At 70.7% G+C, this 18,047-nt stretch carries 19 protein-coding genes and 1 tRNA gene; 12 read left to right on the top strand and 8 right to left on the bottom strand.

Features of this window, described 5'->3' with window-relative positions:
* Positions 1–9: 9 nt before the first annotated feature.
* From ald to GKC29_RS22120, 9 genes are all read left to right on the top strand, one after another.
* Positions 10–1,125, top strand: a complete 1,116-nt coding sequence (gene ald, locus GKC29_RS22160; RefSeq protein ID WP_155332646.1) for an alanine dehydrogenase — start codon at positions 10–12, stop codon at positions 1,123–1,125.
* Between the two features lie 11 nt (positions 1,126–1,136).
* Positions 1,137–2,126, top strand: a complete 990-nt coding sequence (locus GKC29_RS22155) for a site-specific tyrosine recombinase XerD (protein WP_196255942.1) — start codon at positions 1,137–1,139, stop codon at positions 2,124–2,126.
* A 176-nt stretch (positions 2,127–2,302) separates the two neighbouring features.
* A complete protein-coding gene (locus GKC29_RS22150; protein WP_155332644.1) occupies positions 2,303–3,226 on the top strand; it encodes a ParA family protein in 924 nt (307 codons plus the stop codon).
* Positions 3,227–3,321: 95 nt separating this feature from the next.
* Entirely contained in the window at positions 3,322–4,350 is a 1,029-nt protein-coding gene (locus GKC29_RS22145; RefSeq protein WP_155332643.1) for a ScpA family protein, read from the top strand.
* The gene (scpB, locus tag GKC29_RS22140; protein WP_155332642.1) at positions 4,347–5,333 is read left to right on the top strand and encodes an SMC-Scp complex subunit ScpB; all 987 of its coding nucleotides are present in this window, start codon (positions 4,347–4,349) and stop codon (positions 5,331–5,333) included. The genes GKC29_RS22145 and scpB overlap by 4 nt, the downstream gene beginning before the upstream one ends.
* On the top strand, positions 5,320–6,090 hold the full coding sequence (locus GKC29_RS22135) for a pseudouridine synthase (protein ID WP_155332641.1): 771 nt from the start codon (positions 5,320–5,322) through the stop codon (positions 6,088–6,090). The genes scpB and GKC29_RS22135 overlap by 14 nt, the downstream gene beginning before the upstream one ends.
* A 178-nt stretch (positions 6,091–6,268) precedes the next feature.
* The gene (cmk, locus tag GKC29_RS22130) at positions 6,269–6,949 is read left to right on the top strand and encodes a (d)CMP kinase (protein ID WP_155332640.1); all 681 of its coding nucleotides are present in this window, start codon (positions 6,269–6,271) and stop codon (positions 6,947–6,949) included.
* Positions 6,946–8,349, top strand: coding sequence for a ribosome biogenesis GTPase Der (der, locus tag GKC29_RS22125; protein WP_155332639.1), 1,404 nt, complete (start codon positions 6,946–6,948; stop codon positions 8,347–8,349). Before cmk ends, der begins: the two co-directional genes overlap by 4 nt.
* Positions 8,350–8,509: 160 nt before the next feature.
* Positions 8,510–8,583, top strand: a tRNA-Pro gene (locus tag GKC29_RS22120).
* 69 nt (positions 8,584–8,652) lie between these two features.
* On the opposite strand, the gene xerC is transcribed toward GKC29_RS22120, so the two are convergent.
* From xerC to GKC29_RS22085, 7 genes are all read right to left on the bottom strand, one after another.
* Positions 8,653–9,786 (bottom strand): tyrosine recombinase XerC, encoded by a 1,134-nt coding sequence (gene xerC / locus GKC29_RS22115; RefSeq protein WP_155332638.1) that lies wholly within the window; start codon positions 9,784–9,786, stop codon positions 8,653–8,655.
* Entirely contained in the window at positions 9,783–10,001 is a 219-nt protein-coding gene (locus tag GKC29_RS22110) for a helix-turn-helix domain-containing protein (protein WP_155332637.1), read from the bottom strand. The genes xerC and GKC29_RS22110 overlap by 4 nt, the downstream gene beginning before the upstream one ends.
* Positions 10,002–10,069: 68 nt before the next feature.
* Positions 10,070–11,632: a replication initiator gene (locus GKC29_RS22105; protein WP_155332636.1), complete on the bottom strand. Its 1,563-nt coding sequence runs from the start codon at positions 11,630–11,632 to the stop codon at positions 10,070–10,072.
* On the bottom strand, positions 11,622–11,915 hold the full coding sequence (locus GKC29_RS22100) for a hypothetical protein (protein ID WP_155332635.1): 294 nt from the start codon (positions 11,913–11,915) through the stop codon (positions 11,622–11,624). The genes GKC29_RS22105 and GKC29_RS22100 overlap by 11 nt, the downstream gene beginning before the upstream one ends.
* Positions 11,912–12,160 carry a helix-turn-helix transcriptional regulator gene (locus tag GKC29_RS22095; protein ID WP_155332634.1) on the bottom strand — a complete coding sequence of 83 codons (249 nt, stop codon included), beginning with the start codon at positions 12,158–12,160 and terminating at the stop codon, positions 11,912–11,914. The genes GKC29_RS22100 and GKC29_RS22095 overlap by 4 nt, the downstream gene beginning before the upstream one ends.
* 18 nt (positions 12,161–12,178) lie before the next feature.
* On the bottom strand, positions 12,179–12,412 hold the full coding sequence (locus GKC29_RS22090) for a hypothetical protein (protein ID WP_155332633.1): 234 nt from the start codon (positions 12,410–12,412) through the stop codon (positions 12,179–12,181).
* Positions 12,409–12,996, bottom strand: a complete 588-nt coding sequence (locus GKC29_RS22085; protein WP_230688770.1) for a hypothetical protein — start codon at positions 12,994–12,996, stop codon at positions 12,409–12,411. Before GKC29_RS22085 ends, GKC29_RS22090 begins: the two co-directional genes overlap by 4 nt.
* A gap of 212 nt (positions 12,997–13,208) precedes the next feature.
* On the opposite strand from GKC29_RS22085, the gene GKC29_RS22080 reads away from it, so the two are divergent.
* Together GKC29_RS22080 and GKC29_RS22075 are read left to right on the top strand one after the other, a co-directional pair.
* Positions 13,209–14,045, top strand: coding sequence for a sigma-70 family RNA polymerase sigma factor (locus GKC29_RS22080; protein WP_155334286.1), 837 nt, complete (start codon positions 13,209–13,211; stop codon positions 14,043–14,045).
* Positions 14,045–14,851, top strand: a complete 807-nt coding sequence (locus tag GKC29_RS22075) for a protein phosphatase 2C domain-containing protein (protein WP_155332632.1) — start codon at positions 14,045–14,047, stop codon at positions 14,849–14,851. Before GKC29_RS22080 ends, GKC29_RS22075 begins: the two co-directional genes overlap by 1 nt.
* A 777-nt stretch (positions 14,852–15,628) precedes the next feature.
* Here GKC29_RS22075 and GKC29_RS22070 read toward each other — a convergent pair.
* The gene (locus tag GKC29_RS22070; protein WP_155332631.1) at positions 15,629–16,162 is read right to left on the bottom strand and encodes a hypothetical protein; all 534 of its coding nucleotides are present in this window, start codon (positions 16,160–16,162) and stop codon (positions 15,629–15,631) included.
* A gap of 635 nt (positions 16,163–16,797) precedes the next feature.
* On the opposite strand from GKC29_RS22070, the gene GKC29_RS22065 reads away from it, so the two are divergent.
* On the top strand, positions 16,798–17,943 hold the full coding sequence (locus GKC29_RS22065; protein ID WP_155332630.1) for a hypothetical protein: 1,146 nt from the start codon (positions 16,798–16,800) through the stop codon (positions 17,941–17,943).
* Positions 17,944–18,047: the final 104 nt, after the last annotated feature.

Genomic DNA, 18,047 nt, shown 5'->3' with positions numbered 1-18,047 from the left:
GTCTGCATCGTGAAGGTCGGAATCCCACGCGAGGTCAAGAACCACGAGTACCGCGTGGCGATCACGCCGGCGGGCGTCAACGAGTTCGTGCGCGCCGGTCACCAGGTCTTCGTCGAGTCGGGTGCCGGCGTCGGGTCCAGCATCAGCGACGACGACTTCGCCACCGCCGGCGCCAAGATCCTTCCCACCGCGGACGAGGTGTGGGACACCGCCGAGCTGGTGCTCAAGGTCAAGGAGCCGGTCGCCGAGGAGTACCACCGGATGCGCGAGGGGCAGGTGCTCTTCACCTACCTGCACCTGGCCGCCTCCAAGGAGTGCACCGACGCGCTCATCGACCGCAAGGTCACCGGCATCGCGTACGAGACGGTCGAGCTGCCCGACCGGTCGCTGCCCCTGCTCGCCCCGATGTCCGAGGTGGCCGGCCGGCTCGCCCCGCAGGTCGGCGCGTACCACATGCAGCGGCAGGGCGGTGGGCGCGGCATCCTCATGGGCGGCGTCTCCGGCGTGTACGCGGCGAAGACCGTCGTGATCGGCGCCGGCGTGTCCGGCATGAACGCCGCCGCCATCGCGCTCGGCCTCCAGGCCGAGGTGCTGCTGCTCGACAAGAACGTCGCCCGGCTGCGTCAGGCCGACGCCATCTACCGGGGCCACCTGCAGACGGTCGCCTCCAACGCGTACGAGGTCGAGCGGGCCGTGCTCGACGCGGACCTGGTCATCGGCGCGGTGCTGGTGCCCGGCGCGAAGGCCCCGACCCTGATCTCCAACGAGATGGTCTCCCGGATGAAGCCGGGCAGCGTGCTGGTCGACATCTCCATCGACCAGGGCGGCTGCTTCGAGGACTCGCGCCCCACCACGCACGCGGACCCGACCTACCAGGTCCACGAGTCGATCTTCTACTGCGTGGCGAACATGCCGGGCGCGGTCCCGCACACCAGCACGTACGCGCTGACCAACGTCACCCTGCCGTACGCCCTGGAGCTGGCCAACCACGGCTGGCGGGAGGCGCTGCGCCGCGACGCGGCGCTCGCCCTGGGTCTCAACACCCACGCCGGCCAGGTCGTCTACGGTCCGGTCGCGGAGGCGCACGGCATGGCCACCCTGCCGCTGGCCGAGGTGCTGGCCTGAGGGGCGACAGCCTGACCACGCAGGACGGGGCCGGCACGGGCGTGGAGCCCGGGCCGGCCCTGCGCCGTGCCGTCCGTGGCTACCTCGATCACCTCACGGTCGAGCGTGGACTGTCGGCGAACACCCTCGCCTCGTACCGCCGGGACCTCGACCGCTATCTCGGCACCCTGGCGTCGGCGGGGGTGACCGACCTGGCGGCGGTCGGCCCCGGTCAGGTGGAGGCCCACCTCGCCCGGTTGCGCGCCGGCGACGACGGGCACCCGCCGCTCGCCGCCTCGTCCGCCGCGCGGGCGGCCAGCGCCGTCCGCGGCCTGCACCGCTTCGCGCTGCGGGAGGGCCTGGCCGGCGTGGACCCGAGCCGCGACGTCCGCCCGCCCACGCCGCCGCGCCGGCTGCCGCGCGCGCTGCCGGTCGACGACGTGGTCCGGCTGCTGGAGACGGCCGGCCCGGTCACCGCCACCGGCGCGGGCGCGCCCCTCGCGCTGCGCGACCGGGCGCTGCTGGAGTTCCTGTACGGCACCGGCGCGCGCATCTCCGAGGCGGTGGGCGCCGCCGTGGACGACGTCGACGCCGCCGAGGGGGCGGTGCTGCTGCGCGGCAAGGGCGGCCGGAGCCGGCTCGTCCCGATCGGCGGGTACGCCGTGGAGGCGCTGCGCGCGTACCTGGTCCGGGCGCGGCCCGCGCTGGCCGCCGCGGGCCGGGGCACCCCGACGGTGTTCCTCAACGCCCGGGGCGGGTCACTGTCCCGGCAGGGGGCGTGGACGATCCTGCGGCGGGCCGCCCAGCGGGCCGGGCTGCCCGTCGACGGGCCGGGGGCGGTCTCCCCGCACACGCTGCGCCACTCGTACGCCACCCACCTGCTCGACGGCGGGGCGGACGTCCGGGTGGTGCAGGAACTGCTCGGCCACGCCTCGGTGACCACCACGCAGGTCTACACCCTGGTCACCGTCGAGCGGCTGCGTGAGGTGTACGCGACGGCCCACCCGAGGGCCCGGGGGTAGCAGCCCGCCCGCCGACACGCCGTACCGGTGCCGAACGCCCTGCTCGCCGGTGGCGTAGAGTCGGGTTCGGCGCGGACCTGGCGGGGCGACGCGGACGCAGGGTGCGCGGCGGCGCCGCGAAAGGGACGTCGGTCGACTCCGACGCCGGGTGGTCGTCGGGAGGGGGCAACGAGGACATGGCAGGCAACGGTGACCGTGCCGAGACCTGGACGTCGGAGCTCCGTGAGCAGCAGGCCACGCTCGGCGCGGATCTCGGCCCGGCCGATCCGGCCGCGTACACGATGCGCAAGCCGATCCCCGAGCCGATGCCGACCGACCGGCACGGCCCGGCGCGGATCATCGCGATGGCCAACCAGAAGGGCGGCGTCGGCAAGACGACGACGACCATCAACCTGGGCGCGGCGCTGGCCGAGTACGGCCGCAAGGTGCTGCTGGTCGACTTCGACCCGCAGGGCGCCCTCTCGGTGGGCCTCGGCGTCAACCCGCACAACCTGGACCTGTCGGTCTACAACCTGCTGATGCAGGACGACGTCACCGCCGAGGACGTGCTCATCAAGACCGACGTGGCCGGGCTGCACCTGCTCCCGGCCAACATCGACCTCTCCGCGGCCGAGATCCAGCTGGTCAACGAGGTCGCCCGGGAGATGGCCCTGGCCCGGGTGCTCAAGACCGTCCGCAAGGAGTACGACTTCATCCTGATCGACTGCCAGCCCTCCCTGGGCCTGCTGGCGATCAACGCGCTGACCGTCGCCCACGGGGTGCTCATCCCGCTGGAGTGCGAGTTCTTCAGCCTCCGCGGTGTGGCGTTGCTCCTGGACACCATCGACAAGGTGCGCGAGCGCCTCAACTTCGACCTGGAGCTCGAGGGCATCCTCGCCACCATGTACGACAGCCGCACCACCCACTGCCGGCAGGTGCTCCAGCGGGTGGTGGAGGCGTTCGGCGACAAGGTCTACCAGACGGTCATCACCAAGACGGTGAAGTTCCCCGAGTCCACCGTGGCCGGTGCGCCGATCACCACCCTCGACCCCGCCTCCTCGGGCGCGCGCAACTACCGCCAGCTCGCCCGCGAGGTGATCGCCGCCCAGGCGGAGCGCTAGGGCGTGTCGCGAGGCCCCGCCGCGGCCGGGCCGGGACGTCGACCCACGCCCTGGGCCGGACGCCGGGTGTCCGGGCCGTGGACTACGGTTTCCCGGTGACCGCACCACCCCTCGACCCGCCGCACGGCGCCGACGATCCCGTGGCCGCCGCGGAACTGGCCGCCGAGGTCGACAACGTGGTGCCCGCCGACGCGGCGACGGTCGAGGAGACCACCGGTTTCACCGTCCGGCTGGCCAACTTCACCGGCCCGTTCGACCTGCTGCTGCAACTGATCAGCAAGCACAAGCTGGACGTCACCGAAGTGGCGCTGCACAAGGTCACCGACGAGTTCATCGCCTACCTCCGGGCGATGGGCGACCAGTGGGACCTCGACGAGACCAGCGAGTTCCTCCTCGTCGCCGCCACCCTGCTCGACCTCAAGGCCGCCCGGCTGCTGCCCGCCGCGGAGGTCGAGGACGAGGAGGACCTGGCGCTGCTGGAGGCGCGGGACCTGCTCTTCGCCCGGCTGCTGCAGTACAAGGCGTACAAGGAGGCGGCCGCCCACATCGGAGTTCTGGAGGAGGCCGGCGGGCGGCGCTGGCCGCGCGCGGTCACCCTGGAACCCCGCTACGCCGAAGCCCTGCCCGACCTCGTGCTCGGCATCGGACCGGAGCGACTGCGGGCGCTCGCCGTGAAGGCGTTCACCCCGAAGCCGGCGCCCGAGGTGTCGATCGCCCACGTGCACATGGTCCGGGTGAGCGTCCGGGAGCACGCCGGGATCATCGCCGAGCGGCTGCGCCGGGCCGGCACCGCGACCTTCGCCGGCCTCTGCGCGGACTGCGAGGTCACCCTGGAGGTGGTGGCCCGGTTCCTCGCGCTGCTGGAGCTGTACCGGGAGGGACTCGTCGCGTTCGTCCAGGACCAGGCCCTGGAGGAGTTGACCGTACGCTGGACCGGCCCCGCCGACGGCGGCACCGACCTGGACATCGACGAGTACGCCGGCACCCCGTCACCGCCGGCGGAGCCGGCTGCCGGTGCGGAGTCGGCGCGCGCGCCCGGCGACGAGGCCGGGGCGGAGTCGGCGCGTGCGCCCGGGGACGAGGCCGGCGCGGCGGACGGATCGACGGAGGAACGAGCGGAATGAGCGACGAGGAGCGCCGGGACTCCCTGGCCGACCAGGCCGCAGCCTGGATCCCCCCGTGGGAACGCCGCCCCGAACCACCGGCCGAGCCCGCCAACGAGCCGCCGGGCGAGCCCGCCACCGAGGCGCCGGCCGAGGCCGCCGTCGGGCAGGTCACCGAAGATCTTGGAGAGGAACGGTCCCTGGAGGGGCCGGAAGCTTCCAGGATCTCGGGGGAGACCGCGAGCGACGGCCAGGGCGCGGCCGCCGAGGCGGCGGGTGCCGGCGCAGGCGGACCCTCGGGCGCGGAACAGCAGCCGAGCGGGGACGCCGGGGAGCCGGAGACAACGGCGGGCGAGGCCGGGGAGTCGGCGCACGGCGGGGAGGCTGTCCGCGTACCCGATCGGGCGCCACGACCCCGGCGGCGGGTGCCGGCGCCGCCGGAGCCGGCGCCGGTCCTCGACGACGCGGAACTGCGCGGCGCGCTGGAGGCGATCCTGCTGGTGGTGGACGAGCCGGTCGCCGAGGCCACCCTCGCCGACGTGCTGGAGCAGCCGGCGGAGCGGATCGCGGCGATGCTGGCCGAGATCGCCGCGGGTTACACGGCGGCCGGCCACGGGTTCGAGCTGCGCCGGGCCGCCGGCGGCTGGCGGCTCTACACCCGGCAGGAATACGCGGGGTACGTGGAGCGGTTCGTGCTGGACGGGCAGTCCGTGCGGCTGACCCAGGCGGCGCTGGAGACCCTGGCCGTGGTCGCCTACAAGCAGCCGGTGACCCGCTCGCGGATCTCCGCCATCCGCGGTGTCAACTGTGACGGCGTGATCCGTACCCTGGTCTCCCGGGGGCTGGTCGAGGAGTGCGGCACCGAGACGGAGAGCGGCGCCCACCTCTACCGGACCACCACCCTTTTCCTGGAGAAGCTCGGGCTGGACAGCGTCGCCGACCTGCCGCCGCTGGCCCCGTTCCTCCCCGACGATGTAGAAGAGCTTGCCGATGCGACGCGATGACCGTGCCCCGAAGCCCGACGCCCCCGTGTACGAGGGCGCCGAGCGCCTCCAGAAGGTGCTCGCCGCCGCGGGGGTGGGTTCTCGGCGGGCCTGCGAGGACCTGATCTTCCGGCGCCGGGTCACCGTCAACGGCCGCGTCGCCCAGCTCGGCGACAAGGCGGACCCGGCGCGCGACGTGATCCACGTCGACGGCGAACGGCTCCAGGCCGACGTCCGCCTGGTCTACGTGGCGATGAACAAACCCCGCGGGGTGGTCACCACCATGGCCGACGAGAAGGGCCGCACCGAGCTCGCCGACTTCATCGGCGCGCGGCTGGAGCAGCGGGTCTACCACGTCGGGCGGCTCGACGCCGACAGCGAGGGCCTGCTCCTGCTCACCAACGACGGCACCCTCGCCCACAAGCTCATGCACCCGTCGTACGAGGTGCTCAAGACCTACCTCGCCGAGGTCGCCGGGCCGATCCCGCGCAACCTGGGCAAGCGGCTGACGGCCGGCGTCGAGCTGGAGGACGGGCCGGTGAAGGTCGACTCCTTCAAGGTGGTGGGCAGCCTGGGCAAAACCGCCCAGGTGGAGCTGACCCTGCACGAGGGGCGCAAGCACATCGTCCGGCGCCTGATGGCCGAGATGGGCCACCCGGTGTCCCGGCTGATCCGTACCTCGATCGGTCCGATCAAGCTCGGCGACCTGCGCACCGGGCGGCTGCGCCGGCTGACCAACGCGGAGGTCGCCGCGCTGTTCAAGGCCGTCGGCGACTGAGGCGGGCGGCGGCGGGTACCGCTGCCGGTAGGCTTCCGGCGGCCTCGCTCCGGGTGTCGCGCGTCGCCTCGCGGTGGCGTGGTGCCAGCGCACGGCGCGGCGCCGGGCATGATTGAAGGCAGTGTGTGGTTTCCGCTCGTGGGCAGGATCTGCGAGGTACGGACTGAGGAGGACGACGGTGGAGGAAAAGGCACGGACCGGGCGCTGCGTGGTCGCCGTGGACGGGCCGTCCGGTTCGGGTAAGTCCACCGTCTCGCGGCGGCTCGCGGTCAGCCTCGGCGCCCGCTACCTGGACACCGGCGCCATGTACCGGGCGATCACCTGGGCGGTGCTGCGCTCCGGCGTCGACCTGGCCGACGTCTCGGCGGTGGCCAAGGTCGCGGGCGAGACCGACCTGCGGATCGGCACCGACCCCCGGGGGTACGGCGTGACCGTCGACGGCGTGGGCGTCGAGGTGGAGATCCGGGGGCCCGAGGTGACCGGAGCGGTCTCCGCCGTGGCCGCCGTGCCCGCGGTCCGCGCGCTGCTGGTCGCCCGGCAGCGGGAGCTGATCGCCGCCGCCGGCCGGATCGTGGTGGAGGGGCGTGACATCGGCTCGGTGGTCGCCCCGGACGCCGACCTGAAGGTCTACCTGACGGCCTCCGAGGCGGCCCGCGCGGCCCGGCGCAGCGCCGAGGACGCCGCCGACGTGGCCGCCACTGCTGCCGACCTGGCCCGCCGGGACCGGCTCGACTCGACCCGCACGGCCGACCCGTTGGCGCAGGCGCCGGACGCCGTGGTGCTGGACACCACCGAGCTGGGCATCGACGAGGTCGTGGCGCGCCTGCGCGACCTGCTGACCGAGCGGGGAGTGGCGTGAGCGAGTACGAAGGCTGGGTGGAGCTGCGGGAGCCGGACCTCGACGTTGAGGAGCAGACCGGACCGCAGCCCGTGGTGGCCGTGGTCGGCCGGCCCAACGTGGGCAAGTCGACCCTGGTCAACCGCATCATCGGTCGCCGGCAGGCGGTCGTCGAGGACGTCCCCGGGGTGACCCGGGACCGCGTGCCGTACGACGCGCAGTGGAACGGCCGGCAGTTCACCGTCGTGGACACCGGCGGTTGGGAGCCGGACGCGAAGGACCGGGCCGCCGCCATCGCCGCGCAGGCCGAGTCGGCGGTCGCCACCGCCGACGTGGTGCTGTTCGTGGTCGACGCCATGGTCGGCTCCACTGACGTCGACGAGGCGGCGGTGCGGATGCTGCGCCGCAGCGCCAAGCCGGTGATCCTGGTGGCGAACAAGGCCGACAACAGCTCGATCGAGATGGAGGCGACCTCGCTCTGGTCGCTCGGCCTCGGCGAGCCGCACCCGGTGTCCGCCCTGCACGGTCGCGGTTCCGGTGAGCTGCTCGACGTCATCATGGAGGCGATGCCGGAGGCGCCGAAGATCGTCGAGCACAGGCCGCGCGGCCCGCGCCGCGTCGCCCTGGTCGGCCGGCCCAACGTCGGCAAGTCCAGCCTGCTCAACCGGTTCTCCGGTGAGGAGCGGGCGGTCGTCGACGCGGTCGCCGGCACCACCGTCGACCCGGTCGACAGCCTGGTCGAGATCGGCGGCGAGACCTGGCAGCTCGTCGACACCGCCGGCCTGCGCAAGCGGGTCGGCAAGGCCAGCGGCACCGAGTACTACGCGAGCCTGCGTACCTCGTCGGCCATCGAGGCCGCCGAGGTGGCCGTCGTGCTGCTCGACGCCGGCGAGGTCATCAGCGAGCAGGACCAGCGGATCCTGTCGATGGTCACCGAGGCCGGCCGCGCCCTGGTGATCGCCTTCAACAAGTGGGACCTGGTCGACGCCGACCGCCGGTACTACCTCGACAAGGAGATCGAGCGGGAGTTGCGCCGCATCCCCTGGGCGATCCGGCTCAACCTGTCGGCGAAGACCGGCCGCGCGGTCGACAAGCTCGCTCCGGCGCTGCGCAAGGCCCTGGCGAGCTGGGAGACCCGGGTGCCGACCGCGCAGCTCAACGCGTGGCTGACCGCGCTGGTCCAGGCCACCCCGCACCCGGTGCGCGGGGGACGGGCGCCGAAGATCCTCTTCGCCACCCAGGCCGGGGTGGCACCGCCCCGCTTCGTGCTGTTCACCAGCGGTCCGCTGGACGCCGGGTACCAGCGCTTCGTCGAGCGCAAGCTCCGCGAGGAGTTCGGCTTCGAGGGCAGCCCGATCGAGATTTCGGTACGCCCCCGCAAGAAGCTCGGCCCGGGCGGACGCGGCAAGGCACACGGCTGACCCTCGCTCCCACCCACCCTCCTAGGACGCTTTAGGGGTGGTGGGGTGGGTCGCCGGCGGCGCCGGCGACCCGACATGGCACGGGAGGGGCGAGTGCGACGGAAGGAAGATCGTGCGGTAAGCTGTACCGGCTGTCGCGGGGGAGACCGCGCGGGGGCATCGGGACGTGGCGCAGTTTGGTAGCGCACTTGACTGGGGGTCAAGGGGTCGTCGGTTCAAATCCGGCCGTCCCGACGCAGCTCAGAGGGCACATCCGTTCGATGGATGTGCCCTCTTGTCGTAGCTGGGTGTCTAACTGAGTGACTACGCCTCAGCGTCGAAGATCCGGTCCATGGCGACGGCACCGCTTAGAAGCACCGGCCGCAGTTGATGCCGGTAGACGTTCTCGGTGACGGTCGTGCCGGAGTGGCCGCAGAGGTCGGCGATCTGCTCGATGTTCACTCCGCTGTCCGACAGCAGCGACACGAAGCTGTGTCGCAGCTCGCGCGGGGTCCAGTCGCGCGGGTCAAGGCCCGCTTTGGCGACGACCAGGCGGAAGGCCCGAAGCACGTTGTGCCGGTCGAGGGCCGTTCCGGCGGCGGTGGTGAAGACGAGGCGGTCGGCAGCAGGCTCGCCCGAGCGCGTGTGGTGGGCAGTGAGCGCGGAGACGCACCGGGCCGGCAGTGCCAGGGTGCGACGCGACTTCTTGGTCTTGGTGTCCCCGTCGGCGCGTACCGAGCGCCAGACCTGGATGGACGGTGGTACCGGCGGATCATCGTTGGGCTTGCCGGTGAGGTCGACGTGTGCCCAAGTGAGCGCGCGCAGTTCCTCGGTGCGCGCGCCGGTCAACAGTGAGAGCACGATGTAGGCGTGCAGGGAGCTGCCCTCGGCGGCGGCGAGAAGCGCCCGCGCGTCGTCGAGCGTGAGTGACTTGGACGGTCGGCCGCCGCGACCGGCGGGCACGGCACAGAGCGCTACGACGTTGCGCTTGACCTTGTCCCGCGCCATGGCGCGATTGACCGCGCGGTTGAGCAAGGAGTGCAGGAGTCGCAAGGTGCGGGTGCTCAGGTGCCGGGACTTGCCCAGCAGCCACCGGTCAACGTCGGTGGCGGTCAGCTCTCGCAGTTTTCTCGCGCCCAGCTCGCCGATGATGTGCGAGCGCACGAGGATGGCGTAGTTCGATTTGGTGCTCTCGGACTGGTTGCCCAGGCCGTAGGTGAGCCAGTCGGTGAGAGCGTCGGCCACGGTGTGCCCGTCTTGGACCAGGGCGAGGCCGTCTTCGTAGTCGCGGATCTTCTCCCGCAGCTTGGTGCGGGCTTCGGTCTTGGTCTTGCCGCTGCCTTTGCGCACGATGCGCTTGCCGGCCGGGGTGTAGCCGACGGTCACGGTGGCGATCCAGCGTTGCCGGGACTTGTCCCAGTGCAGGCCGCCTTCCCCTCGGGCACGGCGTTTCGTCATGCGGTTCCTCCTTCCTCTGCTTCCTCTTGGAGCAGGTCGACGTAGGCGGCGATGGCGGCGGCGGGGACGAGGCGGGTGCGGCCCTGCCGGACAGTGCGCAGCCGGCCGGCGCGGATCTGTTCGTAGATCACGGACCGGGACAGGCTGAGCAGTCGCATCGCCTCGGGGATGCGGTAGAGCGCCCTGGGCGGGGCGTCGAGGGCGGGTGCGGCCAAACGGTGCTCCTTCCGTGCGGGGACAGGTTGACCGTCAAGGCTGTCTTGACGGTGGATCGGTGGCCAGGTCAGGCGGCGGCAAGCACTTCCTCTCGGGCGATCTCGTGCCTCTCGCGGGCCATGGCGGCGGCGGTGTTGGCGAGCAGGGCGTCTCCGGTGGTGCGCCAGCCGGAGCCGACGTAGGACAGCAGGCCGACGATGAGGGTGGTGTCTTCGTGGTCGGGTTGGTCGGCGTATTCGTGGCCGGTTTCGGTGCGTCGCCAGATGATTCGGGCGTCGCGCAGGATGCGAAAGGTGGTGGAGTAGCGGCGGCTTTTGGTGAGGAAGTGGCCGCCGAAGCCGAGCATGTGCGCCCAGCGTCGAAGCTGTTGCCAGTCGCGGTGCCCGCCGAGGGTCCAGCAGGCGTCGACCAGCCGCTCGGGGTGGGTGCCCTGGTGGTTGGCGTAGAGGTCGATGACCTCGCCGTCGAGGCGGCGGGACACGTGTCCGGTGGCTTCGGTGCTCTTGGTGGCGTACTTGGCGAGGTAGCCGGCCACCTTCCCGTCGGTGACCTCGCCGTCAGCGTTGATCGGCCGCACGTCGACCTGTTCGCCCCAGGCGATGTGCCAGCCGGCCGGGTTGGCGGGGTGGGGGCGGGTGGTGAAGGCGACGGTGGCGGCGGCGTGCCGGACGGCGGCGATCAGGTCGTCCACGGTCAGCGCGGCCGGCGGCGGCACGATGACATCCGGGTCCTCGTGGGTGCCGTCGAGGCGGATGACGGCGTGGTAGTGCACGACGGCGCGGCGTTGCATCTCGGCGACCTTGCCGAACGACGGCTTGACCGGCGACACCCGACGCACCCGGCCGGCTTCGGTGATCTGCTCGACCCTCGGTAGGCCGAGAGCGCGGGCGCGGGCGTTGAGGTGTCGGGTGATGGCGATGCTGGTGCGGCGCCACAACTCCGGCGCGGCGTGGTTCCACACCACCTGGGCGTCGTAGTCGTAGCAGTCCAGGCACAGCGGCTGCCCGAGCCGGGGATCGTTGTCCTCGTGCCGCGCCCAGCACACCGTGGCCTGCCCGTGCTCGCAGGGCCGGGCGGTGGGGTCGGACGCTCGGCGGGGGTGGCAAGGTTCGGCGCGGCAGTCGCAGCGGCGGCGGTTGCCGCAGGTGTGCCGCTTCACGACGCGGGTGTGCACGGTGCCGAACGACGGCGCGGTGAACGTGGGGAACACCGCCGGATGCTCGGCGACCGAGTCGGGGATGCCTTTGCCGCCGGCGAGGCCGGCGCGCAGCAGCTGGTAGGCGTCGCGCTGGTAGGTACGCGCGCACGAGGGGCAGACCGTGTGGCGGCGGTTGCCGCAGGGCTTGTAGATCTCCCCATCCGGCAGATCCGCCGTCGCGACCGAGGCGAGGAGCCGGCCGGTGGCCCGGTCGATCGTGGCGACCTCGCCGGCCAGGCGGATCGGGTGGGAGCAGCCCGCGGCCGAGCGGACGTGTTCCAGCCAGCCGAAGTAGTCCCCGTTGGTGGCGCGAGCGAAGGCGGATTCGTCGCGGCCGACGAACGCGCCCGGCGAACCGGCGGCGGTGGGCCGGTGCCCCGGACCAGCGGTGGTGTGCTGGTCCGGGACAGCGGTCGTGAGGTCAGCGGCCACGGGTGCGGACCGCCTTGGTGGGTAGGTGGGTGATGGGGCCGGTGCCGAACGGGTTCGGGTGATCGAAGATCCGGCCGAGCAGGGACGCCACATGCGCGGGCAGGTCGGCCCGGTGGTGTTCCCACAGGTAGATGTCGCGGATGAGTTGGTAGGTCTTCGGCAGCTCGATCCCGTCACGGGCGGCGAGGATCTTCATGCGGCCGATGAGCTGGACCGGTTCCCAACCCCGGGCAAGCCGGGGTTGACGCCAGCGATACGACGGGGCTGCGGTGGTGGTGGTCATGGGGCCACCTCGATCAGCGCCGCCAGGTCGACGCCCAGGACGCGGGCGAGGTCCCGCAGGACCGACAGCCGGTCGACGGGGATGCGGTCGTGTTCGACCTTGGCCAGCCAGGTCTCCGACCGGCCAACGAGTTGCGCGCAGACGACCTGGGACAGGCCGCGACGGCGGCGCAGCCGGGCAACGGTCTGCCCGAAGGTCGCAGCAGGAGTGACGGTCGCGTGTCGGGTGAGGGTGGCGGTGGTCATCGGGCCACCGCCGTGCGGCTACGCCACCAGCCGTGGTTGTCGGCGAAGACCCGGCCGTAGATGCGCGTAGAAGGCGGAGGTGGGAGCGCCGTTCTCCCACCGCGACAGCATCGCCTTGAGCGACGCACGCGCCGGCAGGCTCACCTTCCGCCGAGCAGCGGCGGCCTCCAGGAGCACGAGCACCTTGGCTTGGGTCCAGCCACGCGCGGCACGCAGCTCCTTGAGCGGCATAGCGCTGGTTGCGGTGGTCATGCCGTCACCACCACGGGAGCCTCGGTGGGCTCAGCAGCGCAAGCAGGGCAGGCGCACTGCGGGTCGCGCGGATCGGGGCAGCGGTTCGCTGCGCACCACTGGCAGCCCGGACGGCCGCACCAGTAACACAGTTCGATCGTGTCGGCGACGGTGAAGCCGGGCAGGCCAAACAGCCGGCCCAACAGCCCCTCGTAGAACGGGGACACCGTGACGGTGCCGCTCTCCCAGCGGCACAGGTTCCGCTTGAAGGTGGGCCACTCCGGCAGCCGCACCCCCTCATCAGCGGCGACAGTGCTCAGCCGGCGGAACACCTCCAACTGCGACCAACCACGAGACTGACGCAGCTTCTTCCACGGCCACACGAACGATTCGCGGACCGGTGCAGGGGTGGTGGCATCCGTGGTGAGCACGGACAAGACATCCAGCAGCGCGGCACGGTCGAGCACCACAGGCACGTTCAGCGCCTTCCCAGGAGCCAGCGCGTCCCGAAGCGTCGCCAGAGCAGACAGCAGGCGAGCCTCAGACAGCGCCGAAGAGTGGCCCGAGGCGCACAGAGCAGGGTGAACGGTACGCTGGACATGCATCGTTGTTCCTTTCGCTGAGGGCCGATGCACCGGGCCTCGACGGGCCGCAATCCCGTCGAGGCCTTCTCTCTGCGCTCCCCGTATCCCTTGTAAAGGGGGGTTGCGCATCGATGTGTGCCGAGAGTACGCAAGCCCCCTTGCTTGGGTCAACCCCCGTCGTGAGATAGGGTGCGTGGAGCGTTCTACGCAGCCAGCCGGGAGGGACCGTGGAGATGAACGCGCAGGTCTTCGCCGATATCCGGGACCCGGGGGAGCGGGCGCGGAAGGCCAGCGACCTGATTGACGAGCATCAGGCGGCGGTCAACGAGCTGTCCCGGCTACGCCGCGAAGCCCTCGACGAGATGGTGTCGCAGGGCATGACCCACGCGCAGATTGCTCAGGTGGTCGGCATGACCCGTGCCCGCGTCGGTCAGCTCCTGTCGTCCGGGCCCCGGCCTGAGCGAGCGTTGCTCGGCACCGGACCACTCACCGTCGCCGTTGGCGGCAAGTTCGAGGCGGACAAGAAGGATCCGTACGCGGTCGTGTCCGCCGAGATGTTGGCCGCCTACGAAAAGTTGTCCAACCTTGCCCGAGGGCTCGGCTTGAAGACCGAGTACGAGGTGGTGCCACCGCCGGGCATGGTGGACCTAAACCGCACGAACCTGATCGTCGTCGGCAGCCCGCGCATCCTGCCCTTCGTCGGCCAGGTGCTCGCCTCCGATCCCAAGCTGGGCTTCGGCAAGGACGACGGCGGCCTGTACCTGGTCAACCACCAGACTGGCGAGGAGTTCCACTCGCCGTCGGACAAGGGTGAGCCGGTCGACTACGGCTACATCGGCCGCCTGCCCCGCCCCGACGGGCGCGGCAGCTTCCTGTACCTCGCCGGCATCCATGCGATGGGCACCCTCGGTGTGGCCCAGTACCTCGAAGACCACCTGGACGAGCTGTACCGCGAGGTCAAGAACCGCCGCTTCTCGCTCCTGGTGGCCTGCACGTATGACCCGAAGAAGCGCACCGTGAAGCAGGTCGACGCGCTCACGCCGATCTACCGCAGCGAGGGCGTGGCCTGATGCGCGTGGCAACCGCGTCCGAGGCCGGCAACCCGAAGTCACCCAACGAGGACTGGGCCATGGCCAGCGAGAACCTGATCGTGGTCCTCGACGGTGCCACCGCCCGCACCGGCACCGGCTGCGTGCACGGCATCGCGTGGTACGCCGCCAAGCTCGGCTCAGCCCTAGCCGGCCTGGCTGCGGACCGCGACTCCGCGCTGGCCAATGCGCTGATGTACGGCATCCGGTTCACCGCCGACCAGCACCGGAACACCTGCGACCTCAGCCACCCTGGCACACCCTCGGCAGGGGCAGCCATGGTGAGGCTCAAGGACACCGCGTTGGAGTACCTCGTGCTCGGTGACGTCACCGTGCTCATCGACACCATCGATGGCATCCAGGTCATCACCGATGACCGGGTGGACAAGACGGCCCGCGCCGAACGCGAAGAGGCCGACCGGCACCCGTTCGGGTCGGCGGAGAAGCAAGCGGCGTTGCTGCGGATGAAGCACGCCGAGCTGGCCGCCCGCAATCAGCCTGGTGGCTACTGGGTAGCAGCCGCGGACCCGTTCGCCGCACAGCACGCCATCACCGGGGAAGTGCCGCTCGACAGCGTCCGGCGGGTTGCCGTGCTGACCGATGGTGCCGCCCGCCTGGTGGCGCTGTTCGGCCTGCTCGACTGGCCGGACGTGCTCGACGTCCTGGAGCAGAGCGGCCCGACCGAGCTGATCCGCCGGGTACGCGCCATCGAGGCCGCTGACCCCTCTTGTATGAGGTGGGCCCGCAACAAACGCAGCGACGACGCGACCGCCGTTTACGCAGCCTGAGCAGCGGTTTTGCGGCACCAGCCGGCCGGCTGCTGGCGAAGTGGTGAGGACTTTCTACACAGTCTCAAGGCGGCCCGCAACGGGCCGCACGCGCCGCCGCCAGGGCGCGCGGCCTGCACTCCGCTGTCGCTCCGCTCCGGCCACGCAGAACGCCCGGCGGCTGGCGCGGAGGGCGGGAAGCCCGAGGGCCGCCGCAGAACGACAGACCGTTGAGACGTGCGGTGGTGGGCCGGCAGCCGGCCGGGCCGCGCGGCCACGAGCCCGCGCGGCGTAGGGGAGCACACGCCGGTCGCGTTGGCGAGCTGGCGGCGGTCGCGGGGTTGCGGTGACTGCGCCTCCGGCGGGGGCGCTCCGGCTCCAGGATGGCCGGGGCGCCGTCGGCGGGTCACGGTCCGTGGGTGGTTGCGGAAGGAGTCATCCCGCCTACCACCGACCCGGGCGAGCCGAGCAGACCACCGCCCGGCCCACCAGCGTCCGTACGAGCCGTCAAGGTCCGCTTGACGTGGCGGGCCGGGCGGCGGCCCGCTCCCTGGAAGGGCGGTCGATGGCAGGCGGGATGAAAATGGCAATATGTCCGGGCTTGGTCAATGCTGAGCTTGACTAGCTGCAGCACAATCGATCGGATAACGATGCCAGAAACATCGTGGCTATGCACCGCCATGCCAATGGCCCGATCCATCGAGATGATTTCGAAGACACTACCTACGATGCAGTCATTGGGGGTAGAACGACGGGGTTGTGGGCCGTTCATGGCCCGACATTTTACCCATGAAGCTCTTACGACCGACTGTAGGCGTGTGGGGAATCATCGAAGAGTCCTTCAAAAACGGGAAACTCTATTTCGCCGACAAGGATATTGTATATGCACTCCGTAGCGGACATGCCAAATTCGTACCAATCTTCGAGATCCGCGTCGACGATCAGCACTCCCCACTGATCCTCCGGCTTGTCAGGACTGGCGATCCAGTAGAAGTAGTTCGCTTCAACAAGAGCGAAAGCGATCAGACGGTTGCCCTCACTGAAGTACTTCTCGGGGACCGGCCTGAGCCCACGGGCTCTGATGTGCTGCCAGGCCGAATCGCGTTCCGCGACCAGATTGGCGAAATCCTTGTGCGTTTCGCGGCTGTCGGGCTCGAACAGGCACAGGCAATCATCCACGATGCACGCACCGCCGAGACCCGCCACCAAGGCCTTGTAGTCTCGGGGCACGCGCGCACCGATCTCCGATTCCGCACGTTCCCATTGCCACTCCGAAGGCACGGGCCTGGGCGAAAGAAGATCAATGATCTCCGATGACAGATCGCGCATCATCGTCGGTGGTCGACCAGGGCAAGGAAGCCCGAGTCGTCGGTCACCTCGAACCTGCGCCGCATCCGCGCCGTGTCTTCCCCCTGTCGATTCACCCGGCGACGATGCCCGAGTGCGCGCGCTGCGGTCAAGCTTGGGTGACAAAGTGAGTGACGATCTGCGCGGACGCTAGCGGACAAGCGTGGAGGTGACGGACCGTTTCGGCAGCCCAAAGGCTGCGAAGCAGCAGCTCAGAGGCCCGTGTTGGTTGCCTGGGGGTCAAGGGGTCGTCGGTTCAAATCCGGCCGTCCCGACCGGTTGACCTGGGGAGATGAAGATCTTCTCCGGTAACGGCGGTAATGTCCGGTAACGGATGATCTTTGTTTGCGGTAACGACGGGGACGGTTGATCGTCGCCCTGCTCGGCTTGGAACGCTCTGACCTGCCGCTTCATCTGCGCTTTCGGATGAGGCGGCATTTTGGTCGCTTGATTCGGCGTCAAGGGCGGCAGCTGCTACCGTCTGTCGCTACGTCGGGTAGCTCGACGAGCCGTCTGCGTTCGGCAGGGTCGTCGGCTGGACCCATATCGTGGTCTCGGTGCGGTGACTGCCGGGCCAGGGGCCGGATCCCGCCTGGATCGCGTCGTGGTATGAACAGCCCGTGCCGGTCACCGTTGATGATGATCTGTTTAATCGTGCGGGTGAGCTGAAGCAGCAGCTGGTGGCGTTCTCGCAGCAGCGACGTTATGAGCGAGCGTTCGACGATGTGCTGGCGGATCAGCATGACGAGCGGTTTCTGCTCGACGAGCACACCTTGATGATTCTGTGGGACTACTTCGTCCTGGAGCATCGGCTGCGTAACGGCCGGACGGTGGTGGAGCAGTTCGTCGCCGCGCACCCGGAGTTGTCCGAGCCTGAGCAGCGGATGCTGCTCGGGTGGCGGGACGTGGTGCAGGGGCCGTTTGAGGTGCAGGGGCGCGACGGACCGGCGTTGATCGTGGTGAACCTTGTGGATGAGCTGACCTACCGAGTGCGTTCCAACATGGGGCCGTCGGTGTTCCGGCGTACGCCGCATCGGTCGTTCCTGCTCGCTCGGCTGGTGGCAGTGGGCGAGGAGTGGATGATCAGCGGCCCGATGAACGTGTGGCGGGCGCAGGAGCGGGACGTCGCCTACAAGATGGCGTTGGAGATTTCGCTGCGTGCCCCGGAGGCGGTGTACCGGAACCCGGAGAAGCTGACTCAAGCGTGGGAGCTGCAACGTCAGGATCGGGAGCGGTTCGTGCGGTTCTTCGGTAGCGACCTGGTGGTGGTGCCGGGCGACCAGGTCGTCGACCGGATGGCCGACTACCACGCGTTCTGCCGTGCGAAAGCGTCAGGCGCGTCGGCCTCCACAGCGGCCGGTGACGGGACGACGATGTTCGAGTTGCCGCCGAATGTCGTGGACGCGGAGACGGTGGCGATGATCTACGACGAGGTCGACGGGTTGGGCTTCTACGCCGAGTTCGGTCTGGTGGAGGCGGCGTTCGCGGATCCGGACCTGCTGCGCCGCCGCTGCTACCGAGAGCACACGCTGGCGTACCTGCAGGATGACAGCGTCGGCCCGCTGGTGCTGCGTCGGCTGGCCGCACGTGATCCTGAGCGCGCCAGTGTGGTGTTCCGGCGGCTGCTGAAGAAGCCGCGTTTCGACTGGACTCGCGACGGTGAGGAACTTCTCCGCGCATATAAGCCGGAGCACTTCCGACAGGTGCCGCGACCGCGGATCAGTCCGGTCAGCGAGCGGCTGGCCGCGTACGCCCGCCGCCGCTGAGGCGCCGGCAGGTGCTGGCTCAGGTCCACTCGGACCTGGACAGGCGGGGAGCGGTGTGAGGCCGAGGTGACACCGGTAGGTGGTGCGGAGCCAGGCGGTGACCG

Origin of the sequence: Micromonospora sp. WMMC415, from assembly GCF_009707425.1 — a bacterium.
In the GTDB taxonomy this organism is placed as follows: Bacteria; Actinomycetota; Actinomycetes; order Mycobacteriales; family Micromonosporaceae; genus Micromonospora.
This window is presented reverse-complemented; position numbering and strand designations above follow the sequence as displayed.

Coding starts and splice junctions, on each gene's coding strand:
- GKC29_RS22150 (WP_155332644.1), top strand. CDS start 2,303: ATGGCAGGCAACGGTGACCGTGCCGAGACCTGGACGTCGGAGCTCCGT.
- scpB (WP_155332642.1), top strand. CDS start 4,347: ATGAGCGACGAGGAGCGCCGGGACTCCCTGGCCGACCAGGCCGCAGCC.
- GKC29_RS22135 (WP_155332641.1), top strand. CDS start 5,320: ATGCGACGCGATGACCGTGCCCCGAAGCCCGACGCCCCCGTGTACGAG.
- xerC (WP_155332638.1), bottom strand. CDS start 9,786: ATGACGAAACGCCGTGCCCGAGGGGAAGGCGGCCTGCACTGGGACAAG.
- GKC29_RS22100 (WP_155332635.1), bottom strand. CDS start 11,915: ATGACCACCACCACCGCAGCCCCGTCGTATCGCTGGCGTCAACCCCGG.
- GKC29_RS22095 (WP_155332634.1), bottom strand. CDS start 12,160: ATGACCACCGCCACCCTCACCCGACACGCGACCGTCACTCCTGCTGCG.
- GKC29_RS22090 (WP_155332633.1), bottom strand. CDS start 12,412: ATGACCACCGCAACCAGCGCTATGCCGCTCAAGGAGCTGCGTGCCGCG.
- GKC29_RS22085 (WP_230688770.1), bottom strand. CDS start 12,996: ATGCATGTCCAGCGTACCGTTCACCCTGCTCTGTGCGCCTCGGGCCAC.
- GKC29_RS22080 (WP_155334286.1), top strand. CDS start 13,209: ATGAACGCGCAGGTCTTCGCCGATATCCGGGACCCGGGGGAGCGGGCG.
- GKC29_RS22075 (WP_155332632.1), top strand. CDS start 14,045: ATGCGCGTGGCAACCGCGTCCGAGGCCGGCAACCCGAAGTCACCCAAC.
- GKC29_RS22070 (WP_155332631.1), bottom strand. CDS start 16,162: ATGATGCGCGATCTGTCATCGGAGATCATTGATCTTCTTTCGCCCAGG.